Origin of the sequence: Buttiauxella izardii (assembly GCF_003601925.1) — a bacterium.
Lineage (GTDB): Bacteria > Pseudomonadota > Gammaproteobacteria > Enterobacterales > Enterobacteriaceae > Buttiauxella > Buttiauxella izardii.
This window is the reverse complement of the sequence record NZ_QZWH01000006.1, coordinates 173,878-189,744: the sequence shown is the minus strand read 5'-3', so window position 1 is coordinate 189,744 and position 15,867 is coordinate 173,878. Positions and strand designations below refer to the sequence as shown.

Genomic DNA, 15,867 nt, shown 5'->3' with positions numbered 1-15,867 from the left:
GGATAAGCGTTAGAGCCATCCGACAAACCGGCCGCAGCACTTCCGCGCTTTTTCTGCTAACATCCTGCAACATTGTTAAGTAACCACGGCAGCGACTTATGAAATTCGTCTCTTTTAATATCAACGGCCTGCGCGCCCGTCCGCACCAACTTCAAGCTATTGTTGAACAGCATCAGCCCGACGTTATCGGTTTGCAGGAAACGAAAGTCCACGATGATATGTTCCCGCTCGAAGATGTGGCGAAACTGGGCTACAACGTCTTTTATCATGGCCAGAAAGGCCATTACGGTGTGGCGTTATTAACAAAAGAGACGCCGATTTCGGTGCGTCGTGGTTTCCCCGGCGACGATGAAGAAGCGCAGCGCCGCCTTATTATGGCGGAAATTCCTTCGCCATTAGGCAACCTTACGGTGATTAACGGTTACTTCCCGCAGGGCGAAAGCCGCGACCATCCGACCAAATTCCCGGCCAAAATGAAGTTCTACCAGGATCTGCAAAACTTTCTGGACACTGAACTTAAGAAAGACAATCCGGTGCTGATTATGGGTGATGTGAATATCAGCCCAACGGATTTGGACATCGGCATTGGTGAAGATAACCGCAAGCGTTGGTTGCGCACCGGCAAGTGTTCGTTCCTGCCGGAAGAACGTGAGTGGATGGACCGCCTGATTAGCTGGGGCCTGGTCGATACTTTCCGCCACGCTAACCCGGAAGCGCAAGACAAATTCTCATGGTTTGATTACCGCTCGAAAGGCTTTGATGACAACCGTGGCCTGCGTATCGATTTGCTGCTGGCAAGCCAACCACTGGCTGAACGCTGTGTCGCAACCGGCATTGATTACGAGATTCGTAGCATGGAAAAGCCTTCTGACCATGCGCCGGTTTGGGCAGAATTTAAGCTTTAAAGGTAAACACCACATCCGATGCGTAAGTTACTGTTCGCCACGCTGGTTGTGGTTTTCGTTCTGCTAATCGTCTATTTGCCGCCGGGAAGCCTGGCGGCGCTGCAACACTATCAAGCGCAATTCTCCGCCTGGCATCAGCAACATCCGCTACAAACGGCGGTGTTGTTCTTCGCCATTTATGTGCTGGTCACTACCCTTTCGATTCCCGGCGCCACGCTGTTAACGCTGCTGGCTGGCTCGCAATTTGGCTTGATTCAGGGCACCGTTCTGGTGGCGCTGGCGGCGACCAGCGGCGCAACTTTTGCCATGTTAATCAGCCGCTACCTGCTGCGTAACTGGGTACAAAAACGCTTTGCCACGCCGATGTCGGCCATCAATCGCGGCATGGAACGCGAAGGTTTGTACTATCTTTTTGCTTTGCGCCTGACGCCCGTGTTCCCGTTCTTTTTGATCAATTTGCTAATGGGTCTGACTTCGGTCAACACCTGGCGTTACTTTGCCGTTAGCCTTGTCGGGATGCTCCCGGCGATTGTGGTTTATCTTAACGCCGGGCGCGAACTGAGCCAGCTTCGGTCACTGGGCGATATTCTTTCGCCAGGTATGATGCTGATGTTTATTTTGCTGGGGTTGTTGCCGCTGGTTTCGCGTCGGCTTGTCGCCCGTTTTTTTTAAGGAGTCTTTCTTGCGCGGCTTAATTTGCCTGGTTTACACCGTTTTATTCTCACTACTGCTCAGCACAACTTCGTTTGCGGCCAGCAGCGACTGGCAAACTTTGCGCCAGCAGGCCGAAGGTCAGACGGTGTATTTCAACGCCTGGGGCGGCGACCCGGCGGTCAACAGCTATCTCGACTGGGTAGCGGGCGAGATGAAACAGCAATACGGCGTGACGGTAAAAGTCGTGCGCCTGGCTGATGCCAGCGATGCGGTAAAACGCATTCAAAGCGAAGCGGCTGCCGGGCGTAAAACCAATGGTTCCGTGGATTTACTTTGGGTGAACGGCGAGAACTTCCGCACGCTCAAACAAGCCGGATTACTGAAAGAAGGCTGGGCGTGGGAACTACCGAACTGGCGCTACGTTGACCAGAAAAAACCGGTGCGCGAAGATTTCTCGCAGCCGACTGACGGTGCCGAAGCGCCGTGGGGCAGCGCGCAATTGATGTTGATTGGTAAGATTCAACCTGATGTGAAATTCCCGCGTAATGCCGCAGAATTACTGGCATTTGCCAAAGAAAACCCCGGCAAACTCAGCTACCCTCGCCCGCCTGATTTCACCGGCACCGCGTTTATCGAACAATTGTTGATTGTGCTGACAGCGGATCCGCAAGCGCTGCGCAGCGCACCAAATCCTGCAACGTTCCAACAGGTGACCGCTCCACTGTGGAATTATCTGGACAAGCTGCACCCGCTGCTATGGCGCGAGGGCAAAACCTTCCCGCCATCCCCTGCGCGTATGGACAGAATGCTGGCCGATGGCGAGTTGCTGTTCTCCGTGACGTTCAATCCCGCGCACGTCGATAACTTAATCGACCGCAAGCAACTGCCGAAAACGGCGCAGGCCTTTGGCTTTGAGCAAGGCATGTTGGGCAACGTCCATTTTGTGACGATCCCGGCGAATGCAAATGCGCAGGCTGGCGCGCAGGTGCTGGCAAACTTCCTGATGTCACCAGAAGCACAAATCCGCAAGGCGACTCCGGCAATCTGGGGCGATGCCACGGTGCTCGATAGCGCCACGCTGCCGTCAACGTTAAAAGAACAACTCGACGCGCAAAAACCGGCCCACCAGCAAGCGGTGCCGTATTTGCCCGAACCGCACGCTGCCTGGGTTGATGCTCTGGAAAAAGAGTGGTTGCAACGTTACGGGGCGAAATGAGTCGTCGTTTGTTAGCCTGGCTGGCGGTGGGTTGCGTTTTCGCCCCGCTGTTGCCGGGTTTGATGATGATGGCAAAACCAGCGCTGCTGCCAGAAATCTGGCAGGCGTTATGGGCTGACAACCAATGGCCGCTCGCGCTGCTGGCGACGCTGAATTCCACGGTTATCAGCGTCGCAGGCGCGTTGGCATTCTGTTTATTGATTCTTTGCGGCTTGTGGCCCGGTGCGCGCTGGCAGCGTTATACCGCGCAACTTCCACTCCTTTTAGCGTTGCCACATGTTGCCTTCGCCAGCGGTTTTCTGCTGTTATTCGCCGATAATGGCTGGCTGGCGCGATTGTGCGGTGTCTCCTTCCATCTTGATGAATTTGGCGTGGGGCTGGGGTTTTTACTGGCACTCAAAGAGAGCTGGTTTTTGTTATGGATTGCCAGCTCGCAGCTTAACCAGCAAACCCTTTCCCAACAGCTTACCGTGGCGCAAAGCCTGGGTTATGGCCCACTGCAATGTCGTGTTCGGGTGTTGGTTCCGCAGCTTTTGCCGCGCCTGAAATGGGCATTAATGGCCGTCGTGGCTTACAGCCTCTCGGTAGTAGATGTGGCGATTATTCTTGGCCCGGCAAACCCGCCAACGCTCGCGGTTTTAGCCTGGCAGTGGCTGAACGACGCCGATCCGCAGCGCGTGTTAATGGGCATGTTGACCTCGCTTTTATTGCTGGTGTTACTGGGAATATTTATCGTTACTGGATGGACGTTGTGGAAATTATTCAGCCGCGCGTCAGGGAAGTTTTCCGGTAGACGCCATCAGGTTGATATTCAGCCGCTAGCTTCCGGCATCGGCTTTTTAATGACCGCGACAGGCATTGCGGCAATAGCGATGCTGCTGATGTGGTCGTTTTCTGACGGCTGGTTTTACCCTTCTCTTTTCCCCGATGCGCTCGCGTTTTCCGGCTGGCAATCTGCTGAATTTTCGCCTTTAGTCACTACGCTTTTGCTGGCGCTGGCAAGTAGCCTGACCGGTTTACTGGTGATTGTTTTGTGGCTGGAAGGCGGCGATTCTCGTTTTGATCTCTGGCTGGCACTACCGCTGTTTTTACCCGCTCTGCCGCTGGTCGCCGGGCAATACCAATTGTTGCTAATGCTAAATCAAGACGGCGGCTGGCTCGGGGTGATCTGGAGCCATTTGCTGTGGGTGGTGCCGTATATGCTGTTGGTGGCGCGCCCTGCATGGCAGCAGTTTGATGCGCGGTTGGTGGTTACCGCGCGGACTTTTGGCTGGTCGGCGTGGAAGATTTTGTGTCGGGTGAAATTGCCCTTGCTGATGCGCCCGATGCTGGCGACGCTGGCGGTTGGGTTTTCGGTAAGCGTCGCACAATATTTACCGACGCTGTATGCCGGGGCCGGGCGTTTTTCTACCGTCACCACTGAAACTGTGGCGCTCAGTAGCGGCGGCGACCCGCAACAGCTGGCGATTCAGGCGCTGCTGCAAATGTTGCTCCCGGCAATCATGTTTATTGTCACACTTCAGGCGGGCAGAGTGATGGGCCATTATCGACAAGGATTAAGCTGATGCTAAAAGTTCAGGATTGCTCGATTTCCAACGCCTCGCATTCGCTGATTAATAAGCTGAATTTCACCGTTTCCCCCGGCGAAGTATTAACGCTGATGGGGCCGTCTGGCGCGGGAAAGTCGACATTTTTAAGCTGGATGATTGGGGCGTTATCGCCAGAGTTTAGCGTCAAAGGCGAGCTGTGGCTGAACCATCAGCGGCGCGATAATCTGCCCACCGAGCGGCGAAATATCGGCATTCTGTTTCAGGACGCGCTGTTGTTTGCCCATTTGAATGTCGGGCAAAACCTGGCAATGGCGCTTCCCGCCTCGGTTAAAGGCCGTGAACAGCGCCAGCATTGCGTTGAACAGGCGCTAGAAAATGCCCATCTTGCCCATTTTTCCCGCCGCGACCCGGCAACGCTTTCTGGCGGCGAGCGAGCACGTATTAGCGTGTTGCGAGCGTTGTTGGCAAAACCGGAAGCCTTATTGCTCGACGAACCCTTTTCACGTCTGGATCAGACTTTGCGCGAACAGTTTCGCCAGTTCGTCTGGCAGCAAGTGCAACAGCAGGCTATTCCGGTGGTGCTGGTGACGCACGATCCGCAAGATATTCCCGCAGCCGGGCAGATTATTAATCTCTGAACCAAATATGCGTTACCGCAAAGATTCACCGCCGTTATGCGAGCAAAATGGCGGCTCTTTTTTCCCCTCATTTCAGGTTATAAGATGAAACGTGTTTCTCAACTAACCGCCGCCTTGATGTTATCCGGGTTGGCGCACATGACTTTTGCCGCCCAGATGCCTTCGCAGATGACTTTATCCAACCTTCAGGCGCAGCACGGCGTGGTGATTGATACCCGTCCAAGTGCCTTTTATAACGGCTGGCCGCAAACCGTTCACGGCGTCGGCGGGCATGAACCTGCGGCACAGAATTTGTCGGCCAGTTGGTTGGGCATGATGAATGACGAGCAACTGCAAGTCTGGGCGAAGCAACACAACATCGCAGCGGACAGCCTGATTGCGTTGTACGGCCAAAGCGCTGAGACAAAAGCGGTTAAAGAACGCCTGTCTAAGCTGGGCTATTCGCATATCGCGCTGCTATCCGACGCTCTGCAACAGCCTGCGCGTTTGCAGAAAATGGCCCATTTCGAGCAGCTCGTTTACCCGCAATGGCTGCATAACCTGATGCAGAACAAACCTGTTGCGGCGAAGCCAGCCGGTGAAGTGAAAATCATCGAAGCCGCATGGGGCGCGCCAAAACAATATTTGCTGAGCCATATTCCCGGCGCGGATTACATCGACACCAACGAGGTGGAAAGCGAGCCGTTGTGGAACAAAGTTTCCGACGACAAGCTGAAAGCGTTGCTGGCAAAACACGGGATTCGTCACGACACCACCGTGGTTCTGTACGGACGTGATGTCTACGCTGCGGCGCGTGTCGCACAAATCATGCTGTATGCGGGCGTGAAAGATGTGCGCCTGCTGGATGGCGGCTGGCAGAGTTGGTCTGACGCCCAACTGCCCGTTGAGCGCGGTTTGCCAAATGATGTGAAACCAGCACCAGATTTCGGTGCGCCCATTCCGGGTCAGCCGCAACTGATGCTCGACACCGAACAGGCGCGCGGTCTGTTAGGCCGTAAAGACGCATCTTTGGTGAGTATCCGTTCCTGGCCGGAGTTTATCGGCATAACGAGCGGATATAGCTACATCAAGCCAAAAGGCGAAATTGCCGGTGCGCGCTGGGGGCATGCGGGTTCCGACTCCACACATATGGAAGATTTCCACAATCCAGATGGCACCATGCGTTCGGCTGATGATATCGCCGCGATGTGGAAAAGCTGGAATATTACCCCGGATCAGCATGTGGCATTTTACTGCGGCACCGGCTGGCGCGCGTCCGAGACGTTTATGTATGCCCGCGCGATGGGCTGGCAGAATGTTGGCGTGTACGACGGCGGCTGGTACGAGTGGAGTAGCAATCCTGACAACCCAGTGGTGAGTGGGGAGCGGAAGCCGGATTAATCTTTTTCCCTCACCCTAACCCTCTCCCACGGGAGAGGGGATTGCTCTGTTTTCCCCTTCTCCCTGGGGAGAGGGCCGGGGTGAGGGCAATACCATCACTGCCCCACCCGCCGCAACGTCTCATACCCACTCCACACCCGCGTAAACGTCGTCATCCAGCACAACGCACCAAACACCCACGCAAACCAGACAAACCACTGCGGAAACAGGCAGCTCAAAACAAACAGCGCGATGGTTTCCGTGCCTTCCGTCAGCCCGCCCAAATAGTAAAACGACTTGTGCGCATAGCCCGGATTATCCAGTTGGTGCTTTTGCGCCACCGCCGCAAACGCCAGGAAACTGCTGCCAGTGCCGATAAACGCAAAAAGTAACCAGCCACCGGCCAGCGCGTTTTGTGTGGGCTCGGCAAGAATAAATCCAAACGGCACCAGCGCGTAAAACAGGAAATCCAGTGAAATATCGAGAAAGCCACCGGCGTCGGTTAGCCCACGTCGCCGCGCCAGTGCGCCGTCTAAACCATCAAACAGACGGTTCAGGATAATCGCCACCAGCGCCGCGCCATACCATTGCAGTGCTAAAAATGGCAGCGCCAGCACGCCAATAGCAAAGCCAATCAGCGTCAGCCCATCGGGTGTAATTGACGGTTTATCTAACGCAGCTGCGATTCGTTCGAGGGACGGCTTAATACGTGGGTGAAGGTAACTATCAAACATGCGGTTTCTCCGCAGGCGTGACGCAAAGCCCTTGTGCCGGAATCTCCAGCGCGGCATTGAAGCGAGCAGAGAGATTCTGGAAAGCGATCAGCGCGGTTAATTCGGTGATGGATTTATTGTCATAATGAGTTTTCAATTCGGCTTTAATGGCATCGCTGATAAGCGGCGGCGTGGCGGTCATCGCATCGGCGTAGGCCAGAGCCGCTTGTTCTTTAGCGGAAAACAGCGTTTCTTCCCGCCAGTTCGCTACCGCCAACACTTTGTCCATCGAACCGCTGCGTTCAGCCAGGCGTAAGCTATTGGCATCTATGCAAAATTCGCAACAACATTGTTGGGAAACACGCGTCATCACCAGCGAACGCACCACCGGGTCAATACCTGATTTTTTGCGTTCCAGAAAACCGACAAACAGCGCCACCAGCCAGAACAAAAACGGAAAGCGCCCCCACCAGCGCGTTGGGTTTAGCACTGAGCCGAAATGCTTTTGTTGCATCGAAACAATGGGCCTTAAACTGACGGGTAATTTTTCGAGCGGTGCCACCCATGGGGTTTTGTTCGTCATTGGGGAAGATCTTCAGATAATCTTTAATGGCGCGTATTATGCCACGCCCAAAGCGAAAGAACGGATGAGTATCATGAAAACCATTGATGTTGTGGCGGCAATCATTGAGCGCAATGATAAGATTTTACTCGCTCGTCGTCCGCAAGGTGGCGATCAGGCGGGTTTGTGGGAGTTTCCCGGTGGCAAAGTCGATGCGGGTGAATCTCAACCGCAAGCCCTGACGCGTGAGTTAGAAGAAGAACTGGCGATTAACGCGGTGGTGGGCGATTACGTTGCCAGCCATGAGCGGGAAGTTTCAGCGCGCATTATTCGCCTGCATGCGTGGCATGTCAGCGAATTTAGCGGGGAGTTAACGGCGCTTTGCCATAGTGAACTGGTGTGGTGTTTACCTGCCGAGGCATTTGGCTACGAGCTTGCCCCGGCAGATATTCCATTACTTGAAGCGTTTATGGCTTTACGCGCCGCCAGACTAAAGGGGTCGTGCTAAGCGTTTTTTCATCGCGCTGGCATTGCAGTAAAACGCCGCCATCGGCTTTCACGACCGCCCCTTCAGAGTAGTTTTGATCCTGATAGATACAGCATTGATTGCACGGTGCGGCACGTTGCCCTTGAGTGTTAAACACCTCCGGCGGCACCGAAATATCGACCTGCGGATCAAGACGCTGCGCCATCCCCGGCAGGCTCACCATCAGCACCACGGCGGCGGCGAGCAGGCTTTTTAGTTGCATCATCACTTCCCTCTTTTTTCGCCCATTGTTTGCGGGATTTCTTCGGCTCATCAGGCGCTTTAACGCCTTTGAACGCATGATGAACCGGCTTAGTTCGCGCCTGGTGAATCAGCTCATACAACGTATTAACCAGCGGCTGCATGAAATCCTGATAACGACACTGCTTTTCACTGATTTGCGTCAGCGTTGATTCCCACTGCGCCGTCATATCCGGCCTTGCAGCCAGTTCTGGCAGCGAGTGAATCAGCGCGCGCCCTGCATCGGACGAGTGAATGTAGCGCCCTTTTTTCACCAGAAACGTTCGCTTAAACAGCAGTTCGATAATTCCGGCGCGTGTCGCTTCCGTACCTAATCCGTCCGTGGCGCGCAGGATCTTTTTCAGATCTTTATCCTGCACGAAGCGGGCGATTCCGGTCATTGCCGAAAGTAATGTGGCATCGGTGAAATGGCGCGGCGGTTGGGTCTGGCGTTCATTCACCTCACCTTTTTCACACAGCAACTCATCACCTTTGGCGACTACCGGCAGCGGCGTGCCGTCGTTCTCTTCATCGCGTTCTTTACCGCCAAGCAACGTGCGCCAGCCTGCTTCGGCCAGGAAACGGGCTTTGGCGTTAAATTTGCCGCCGGCGATATCGAGATCGATAGTGCATTTGCGGAACACCGCATCGGCACAGAACTGCATTAAGTATTGTCGGGCGATCAGGTTGTAAACTTTAGATTCATTTTCAGATAGCGAAATTTTGGAGCTACGCGCGGTCGGGATTATCGCGTGGTGCGCATCGACTTTTTTGTCATCCCAGCAGCGGTTACGCAGATCGGTATTCAGCGCAGGCTGGGGGAATAAATCGGGCTGGTGAATGCTAATCGCATTCAGTACCGCATGACGCCCGGCAAAGTGCTCATCCGGTAGATAACGGCTATCCGAACGCGGGTAAGTAATCAGTTTGTGGGTTTCGTATAACTTCTGGCAGATATCCAGCACGTTCTGCGCGCTTAAACCAAAGCGCTTCGCCGCTTCAATTTGCAGGCTGGAGAGCGAGAATGGCAGCGGAGCGACTTCTGATTCCCGTTTATCATTATACGCAGTGACGATGGCCGGTTGCCCGCCGATGCGCCCGACGACATGTTCAGCCAACGGGCGATGCAACAAGCGCCCTTCTTCGTCCTGATACGGTTCGCAAGATTCACTGGGGATCCAGGTCGCGACAAAACGTTCATCAGCTGGGGTGACGATATGCGCTTTCACTTCAAAGAAATCTTTGGCGACGAAGTTTTCAATTTCTTCATCGCGACGCACCACCAATCCCAGGACTGGCGTTTGTACGCGCCCAACGGACAGCACGCCCTGATAACCGGCGTTACGCCCAAGAATGGTGTACGCGCGAGTCATGTTGATGCCATAAAGCCAGTCGGCTCGGGCGCGGGCGAGTGCTGAAACACACAGCGGGATAAATTCGCTGTTGGATCGCAGGCGGCTAATCGCACGTTCAACGGCCTGTGGGTTGAGGTCGTTTATCAGGCAGCGTTGCACCTGTTTACGCTTTTCCGGCACGAGTTCAAGATAGTCGAGCACTTCGTCCACCAGCAGTTGCCCTTCGCGATCCGGGTCACCTGCGTGAACCACTTCATCGGCCTGAACGAGCAATTTTTTGATGGCGTTAAGCTGTTTGGTGACGGACGGACGCGGCTGCAACTGCCATTTTTCAGGCACGATTGGGAGGTCGGCGAGCTTCCAGCGCGCGTATTTTGCGTCGTAAGCATCTGGCTGAGCCTGTTCCAGCAGGTGACCGATACACCAGGTCACCACTTGCCCATTCCCACATTCAATGAACCCATCACCACGGCGATGGGGTTTTGGGAGCACATCAGCAATAGCGCGAGCGAGGCTGGGTTTTTCGGCAATAAACAGACGCATCAGACTAACGAATCTCAATCATCGGGCGGCCTGCACGGGCGGTTTTCAGCTCGCCAATGGCGGTCAATTTGATGCCATTTTTTTCAGCTACGGCGGCAACCGCGTCTTCTGCGCCCGCTTCAACCGCAAGCAGCAAACCGCCGGAAGTTTGTGGGTCGCACAGTAAATCGCGTTGCGCCTGGGTCATTTCACCCATCAAGTAGCCGTAGCTGGCGAAGTTGCGGGAGGTGCCGCCTGGCACACAGCCCTGGGCGATATAGTCTTCGACATCCGGCAGTTTCGGCACTTTATCGAACCAAACTTCGGCCTGAATGCCTGCGCCCTGGCACATTTCGCTAAGGTGACCGAGCAGGCCAAAACCGGTGACGTCCGTCATGGCGGTGACGCCTTCGATGTCGGCAAATTCCGCACCTGGCTTGTTAAGCTGGCACATCACTTCGGCGGCAAGGCCGTAATGTTCAGGTTTGAGCAGGGATTTTTTCTCGGCGGTAGTCAGCACGCCAATTCCGAGCGGCTTGGTGAGGAACAGTTTGCAGCCTGCGGTGGCGGAGCTGTTTTTCTTCACGCGGTCGGTTGGCACAATCCCGGTGACGGCAAGGCCAAAGATAGGTTCTGGTGCGTCGATGGAGTGACCACCCGCCAGGGAAATACCGGCTTGCTGGCAAACGAAACGCCCGCCTTCGATCACTTTGCGAGCGATTTCAGGTGCAAGTGTATTAATCGGCCAGCCGAGAATCGCGATAGCCATAATCGGTTTGCCGCCCATCGCGTAGATATCGCTAATCGCGTTGGTGGCGGCAATACGCCCAAAGTCGAAAGGATCGTCGACGATCGGCATAAAGAAGTCGGTGGTGCTGATGACACAAGTGCCGTTGCCCAGATCGTAAACCGCCGCGTCATCACTGGTTTCGTTGCCGACCAGCAAATTGGGATCGACAAATTTAGCCTGCTCGGATTGCAGGATAGTTTGCAGGACTTTCGGGGAAATTTTACAACCGCAACCAGCGCCGTGGCTGTACTGGGTTAGACGAACGGTTTGCTCACTCATGGACTACTCCTGTCATTGGCAATGCCGCTATGGTAACTCTAACGCCTGGGAGTAGTAAGTATCAGTGTCTGAATTGCGCCATTGCTGGTCACAATCCAGACAGCTTTTGCGTGATTGCTTAGAATCTGCGCACAAACGGCGTGGTGTCCGGCACGCTAACTGTCGTTGATGCTTTCAGTTGTGGCGTTCCCAGATACAAGAATCCGACCACTTCGTCTTGTTCACGGCACTGGAGCGCATCGCGAACGGCTTCGCTTTCCGTCCAGATCCCGGTGCGCCAGATGCCGTTATAGCCCTGAGCCACCGCCGCCATTTGCATCGCCATCACCGCACAACCGGCAGAAACCACTTGTTCCCAAACCGGGACTTTATGGTTGTCATCGCAATGCGCCACGACCGCGATAATCATTGGCGCACGGAAAGGAGCGGTACGCGCCTTTTCAATACCCTTTTCGTCTTGTTCTTCAGCGATGGCGGCTTGTACCATCACTTTGCTAAAGCGCTCGCGGCCTTCGCCTTCAATCACAATGAAACGCCACGGCTGCAAGGTGCCGTGATCCGGTGCGCGCATACCGGCACGAATGATGTTTTCCAGCACGTCGCCTGCCGGAGCGGGTTCTGCCAGGCGGGAAGCGCTACGACGGTTAAGTAGTAGTTCGAGTGCATCCATTTGAAAACTCCTGAAATGAGGTTTAACGGCGAAATTAACACAGCCGTAAATTTTGTTACAGCGCAGGGCAGATTTCCTACTGACTTTCGCCCTTGAGGTATTTAGGATAGCGGTAACTTTGGCTGTCACACACAGCTTGCCAGAAATAACGGAGTATTCATGCGCACCATTGGGCGATTTATTGGCGGTTTTTTTAAGTGGACCTGGCGTCTGCTTAACTTTATTCGAGAGTTTATTCTCAACCTGTTTTTAGTGCTTTTAGTTCTGGTGGGCGTCGGTATCTGGATGCAGCTTAACAGCGCGCCAGCAGAGCCTGCGCGTGGCGCGTTATTGCTGGATATCACCGGGGTGGTTGTCGATAAACCTTCGGTAAGCAATAAACTGGGCGTGATTGGCCGCCAGTTACTGGGTGCCAGTTCGGATCGCCTACAGGAAAACTCGCTGTTTGATGTGGTCGATACTATTCGCCAGGCGAAAGACGACCGCAATATCACCGGGATTGTGCTGGACTTGAAAGAGTTTGCCGGTGGCGATCAGCCTTCTATGCAATATATCGGTAAAGCGCTACGCGAGTTCCGCGACAGTGGCAAACCGGTTTACGCCGTGGGTGATAGCTACAACCAGGGGCAATATTACCTGGCAAGTTTTGCCAATAAAATCTGGCTTTCTCCGCAAGGCATGGTGGATTTACACGGTTTTGCGACCAATTCCCTTTATTACAAAACGCTGCTCGACAAGCTGAAAGTCTCGACGCATATCTTCCGCGTCGGCACTTACAAATCTGCCGTTGAGCCGTTTATTCGTGACGATATGTCTCCTGCCGCGCGTGAAGCTGATAGCCGCTGGATTGGCGAGCTGTGGCAAAACTACCTGGGCACTATCGCGGCTAACCGTCAGATAACTGCGCAGCAAGTGTTCCCAGGCGCGCAAGGTTTGCTGGATAGCCTGCAAAAACTCGGTGGCGACACAGCGAAATACGCGCTGGACAATAAACTGGTGGATGAACTCGCCAGCAGCGCGACCGTTGATAAAGCGATGATTAAGCAATTTGGCTGGAATAAAGAGAGCAAAGATTTCAGCTACACCAGCATGTACGACTATGTAGTGAAAAAACCGGCTGATACCGGTGATGCGATTGCCGTTATTATCGCCAATGGCGCGATTATGGATGGCGAAGAAACTCCAGGACAAGTCGGCGGCGATACCACCGCAATGCAAATTCGCGAAGCGCGTCTTGATCCGAAAGTGAAAGCGATTGTGCTGCGCGTCAACAGCCCTGGCGGCAGCGTGACGGCGTCAGAAGTAATTCGTGACGAACTGGAAGCGGCGCGAACTGCGGGCAAACCGATTGTCGTTTCGATGGGTGGCATGGCAGCCTCTGGCGGTTACTGGATTTCGACTCCGGCGGATTATATCGTCGCCAGCCCGAATACTTTGACCGGCTCGATTGGTATTTTTGGCGTGATTAACACGGTTGAAAATAGCCTTGATTCCATTGGCGTGCATACCGATGGCGTGGCAACTTCGCCATTGGCGGATGTCGCGGTGACGAAATCATTGCCACCAGAAGTGCAGCAAATGATGCAGTTGACCATCGAAAATGGCTATAAGCGCTTTGTGAACCTGGTGGCGGATTCGCGTAAGAAGACACCAGAGCAAATTGATGCCATCGCGCAAGGCCATGTCTGGACCGGCCAGGATGCGAAAGCGAACGGTCTGGTCGATAGCCTCGGTGATTTCGACGATGCGGTAGCGAAAGCGGCGGAACTGGCGAAGGTGAAAACCTGGCATCTGGATTTCTGGCAGGATGAGCCAAGCTTCCTGGATATGGTGTTCGATAGCATGAGCGGCTCGGTGCGCGCCATGTTGCCACAAGCGTTGCAGGCTTATTTACCTGCGCCGTTGGCTGACGCAGCGCTGGCTGTTAAAGCGCAAAACGATAAGTTTGGCACCATGAACGACCCGCAGAACCGCTACGCTTTCTGCCTCACCTGTGGTGATGTGCGATAATCTGAATCCAGCCCGGTATTTACCGGGCTGATTTTTTTGCCTCGATCCACCTATACCCTCAATAATTCAAAATGCATCGAGGCGGCAAGTGAACGCATTCCGATGAGCTTACATAAGTAAGTGATTCGGGTAAGTAAACGCAGCCAACAATGATACAGTTTGAAGTATGACGGGTATATACTGCGCCCCATTACGCCAACTCCCTGAGTTCTCTCATGCAAAAGAAATCCATCTACGTTGCCTACACCGGCGGTACTATCGGTATGCAACGCTCTGAACACGGTTATATCCCCGTTTCCGGTCATCTCCAGCGCCAGTTGGCGTTAATGCCAGAATTCCACCGTCAGGAAATGCCTGATTTCACGATTCACGAATATCAGCCGCTAATGGATTCCTCGGATATGACGCCAGAAGACTGGCAACACATCGCTGATGACATCAAAGCGCATTACGACGAATACGACGGTTTCGTGATTCTGCACGGCACTGACACCATGGCGTTCACGGCTTCCGCGCTGTCGTTCATGCTGGAAAATCTTAGCAAGCCCGTTATCGTGACCGGCTCGCAGATTCCGTTAGCTGAATTGCGTTCTGACGGCCAGATTAACCTGCTGAACTCGTTATATGTGGCGGCAAATTTCCCGATTAACGAAGTGACGTTGTTCTTCAATAATCGTTTGTATCGCGGCAACCGCACCACCAAAGCCCATGCTGATGGTTTCGATGCGTTCGCTTCGCCAAATCTTGCGCCGTTACTGGAAGCTGGGATTCACATTCGCCGCCTGAATACACCGCCTGCCCCACACGGTGACGGTGAGCTTATCGTTCACCCCATCACGCCACAGCCGATTGGCGTGGTAACGATTTATCCGGGGATTTCTGCGGATGTGGTCAGCAACTTTTTACGCCAGCCGGTGAAAGCACTGATTCTGCGCTCTTACGGTGTGGGCAACGCTCCACAAAACGGAGCGTTCCTCAAAGAGCTACAAGAAGCCTCCTCGCGCGGCATTGTGGTGGTCAATCTGACGCAATGTATGTCCGGTAAAGTGAATATGGGCGGCTATGCGACCGGCAATGCGTTGGCTCAGGCGGGCGTAATCAGTGGTTCTGATATGACGGTAGAAGCCACACTGACTAAACTTCATTATTTGCTCAGCCAGAATCTGGACGTGCAGGCCATTCGCGAAGCAATGTCGCGCAATTTACGTGGCGAGCTGACTCCGGACGAATAAGGAAGAACCATGAAACGTGCCTTGTTATTGGTTGATTTACAGAATGATTTTTGTGCGGGTGGCGCACTTGCCGTGCAGGAAGGCGATAGCACGATTGATGTCGCAAATGCGTTGATAAGCTATTGCAAGGCGAAGGGGGATGCCGTAGTTGCGACCCAGGACTGGCATCCAAGCAATCACGGGAGTTTTGCCAGCGTTCAGGGAACCGAGCCTTTTTCACAAGGTAAACTCGACGGATTGCGACAAACCTGGTGGCCGGATCATTGCGTGCAGAACAGCGAAGGCGCACAACTCCATCCGTTGTTAAATACGCCGGAGATAGACGCTGTTATTCAAAAGGGTGAAAACCCTTTGATTGATAGCTACAGCGCGTTTTTCGATAACGGCCATCGCCAGAAAACGCAGCTTGATGACTGGTTATATCGCAACGAGATAAAACAGCTGGTGGTGATGGGGCTGGCGACAGACTATTGCGTGAAGTTCACTGTGCTCGACGCCCTGTCGCTGGGTTATGAAGTCACGGTGGTGACGGATGGCTGCCGGGCGGTGAATCTGCATCCACAAGATGGCCTGCGAGCATTCCAGGATATGTCGGCGGCCGGTGCGACGTTGATGACACTGGCTGATTTCACTTACTAAATTTCGC

General features: G+C 54.1%; 16 protein-coding genes. 10 read left to right on the top strand and 6 right to left on the bottom strand.

Annotation, left to right across the window (positions count from 1 at the left end; all coding sequences use genetic code 11):
• Window positions 1–98: 98 nt before the first annotated feature.
• The 6 genes from xthA to D6029_RS04050 all read left to right on the top strand — a co-directional run bounded on the left by xthA (window position 99) and on the right by D6029_RS04050 (window position 6,343).
• On the top strand, window positions 99–905 hold the full coding sequence (gene xthA, locus D6029_RS04075) for an exodeoxyribonuclease III (RefSeq protein WP_120063538.1): 807 nt from the start codon (window positions 99–101) through the stop codon (window positions 903–905).
• A gap of 18 nt (window positions 906–923) precedes the next feature.
• A complete protein-coding gene (locus D6029_RS04070) occupies window positions 924–1,577 on the top strand; it encodes a TVP38/TMEM64 family protein (RefSeq protein ID WP_120063537.1) in 654 nt (217 codons plus the stop codon).
• A 28-nt stretch (window positions 1,578–1,605) separates the two neighbouring features.
• The gene (locus D6029_RS04065) at window positions 1,606–2,775 is read left to right on the top strand and encodes an ABC transporter substrate-binding protein (RefSeq protein WP_120063754.1); all 1,170 of its coding nucleotides are present in this window, start codon (window positions 1,606–1,608) and stop codon (window positions 2,773–2,775) included.
• A complete protein-coding gene (locus D6029_RS04060; RefSeq protein ID WP_120063536.1) occupies window positions 2,772–4,340 on the top strand; it encodes an ABC transporter permease in 1,569 nt (522 codons plus the stop codon). The genes D6029_RS04065 and D6029_RS04060 overlap by 4 nt, the downstream gene beginning before the upstream one ends.
• Window positions 4,340–4,963 (top strand): ATP-binding cassette domain-containing protein, encoded by a 624-nt coding sequence (locus tag D6029_RS04055; RefSeq protein WP_120063535.1) that lies wholly within the window; start codon window positions 4,340–4,342, stop codon window positions 4,961–4,963. Before D6029_RS04060 ends, D6029_RS04055 begins: the two co-directional genes overlap by 1 nt.
• A gap of 84 nt (window positions 4,964–5,047) precedes the next feature.
• The gene (locus D6029_RS04050) at window positions 5,048–6,343 is read left to right on the top strand and encodes a rhodanese-like domain-containing protein (protein ID WP_120063534.1); all 1,296 of its coding nucleotides are present in this window, start codon (window positions 5,048–5,050) and stop codon (window positions 6,341–6,343) included.
• A gap of 95 nt (window positions 6,344–6,438) precedes the next feature.
• Here the strand turns inward: D6029_RS04050 and D6029_RS04045 are convergent, their stop codons facing one another.
• Both D6029_RS04045 and D6029_RS04040 read right to left on the bottom strand, forming a co-directional pair.
• The gene (locus tag D6029_RS04045; RefSeq protein WP_120063533.1) at window positions 6,439–7,056 is read right to left on the bottom strand and encodes a CDP-alcohol phosphatidyltransferase family protein; all 618 of its coding nucleotides are present in this window, start codon (window positions 7,054–7,056) and stop codon (window positions 6,439–6,441) included.
• Window positions 7,049–7,618 carry a carboxymuconolactone decarboxylase family protein gene (locus tag D6029_RS04040; RefSeq protein ID WP_120063532.1) on the bottom strand — a complete coding sequence of 190 codons (570 nt, stop codon included), beginning with the start codon at window positions 7,616–7,618 and terminating at the stop codon, window positions 7,049–7,051. Before D6029_RS04040 ends, D6029_RS04045 begins: the two co-directional genes overlap by 8 nt.
• A gap of 64 nt (window positions 7,619–7,682) precedes the next feature.
• On the opposite strand from D6029_RS04040, the gene D6029_RS04035 reads away from it, so the two are divergent.
• The gene (locus D6029_RS04035; protein ID WP_120063753.1) at window positions 7,683–8,105 is read left to right on the top strand and encodes a pyrimidine (deoxy)nucleoside triphosphate diphosphatase; all 423 of its coding nucleotides are present in this window, start codon (window positions 7,683–7,685) and stop codon (window positions 8,103–8,105) included.
• On the opposite strand, the gene D6029_RS04030 is transcribed toward D6029_RS04035, so the two are convergent.
• The 4 genes from D6029_RS04030 to D6029_RS04015 form a co-directional block, all read right to left on the bottom strand.
• On the bottom strand, window positions 8,065–8,346 hold the full coding sequence (locus tag D6029_RS04030; RefSeq protein WP_120063531.1) for a DUF1496 domain-containing protein: 282 nt from the start codon (window positions 8,344–8,346) through the stop codon (window positions 8,065–8,067). The genes D6029_RS04035 and D6029_RS04030 overlap by 41 nt on opposite strands.
• Entirely contained in the window at window positions 8,273–10,261 is a 1,989-nt protein-coding gene (locus D6029_RS04025; protein ID WP_120063530.1) for a DNA topoisomerase III, read from the bottom strand. The genes D6029_RS04030 and D6029_RS04025 overlap by 74 nt, the downstream gene beginning before the upstream one ends.
• Window positions 10,262–10,265: 4 nt before the next feature.
• Window positions 10,266–11,309, bottom strand: a complete 1,044-nt coding sequence (gene selD, locus D6029_RS04020) for a selenide, water dikinase SelD (RefSeq protein WP_120063529.1) — start codon at window positions 11,307–11,309, stop codon at window positions 10,266–10,268.
• A 118-nt stretch (window positions 11,310–11,427) separates the two neighbouring features.
• Window positions 11,428–11,979: an NAD(P)H nitroreductase gene (locus D6029_RS04015; protein WP_120063528.1), complete on the bottom strand. Its 552-nt coding sequence runs from the start codon at window positions 11,977–11,979 to the stop codon at window positions 11,428–11,430.
• A gap of 159 nt (window positions 11,980–12,138) precedes the next feature.
• Between D6029_RS04015 and sppA the strand changes: the two genes are divergently transcribed.
• From sppA to pncA, 3 genes are all read left to right on the top strand, one after another.
• The gene (gene sppA / locus D6029_RS04010) at window positions 12,139–13,989 is read left to right on the top strand and encodes a signal peptide peptidase SppA (RefSeq protein ID WP_120063527.1); all 1,851 of its coding nucleotides are present in this window, start codon (window positions 12,139–12,141) and stop codon (window positions 13,987–13,989) included.
• Between the two features lie 215 nt (window positions 13,990–14,204).
• Window positions 14,205–15,221: an asparaginase gene (ansA, locus tag D6029_RS04005; protein ID WP_120063526.1), complete on the top strand. Its 1,017-nt coding sequence runs from the start codon at window positions 14,205–14,207 to the stop codon at window positions 15,219–15,221.
• Window positions 15,222–15,230: 9 nt separating this feature from the next.
• Entirely contained in the window at window positions 15,231–15,860 is a 630-nt protein-coding gene (gene pncA, locus D6029_RS04000; protein ID WP_120063525.1) for a bifunctional nicotinamidase/pyrazinamidase, read from the top strand.
• Window positions 15,861–15,867: the final 7 nt, after the last annotated feature.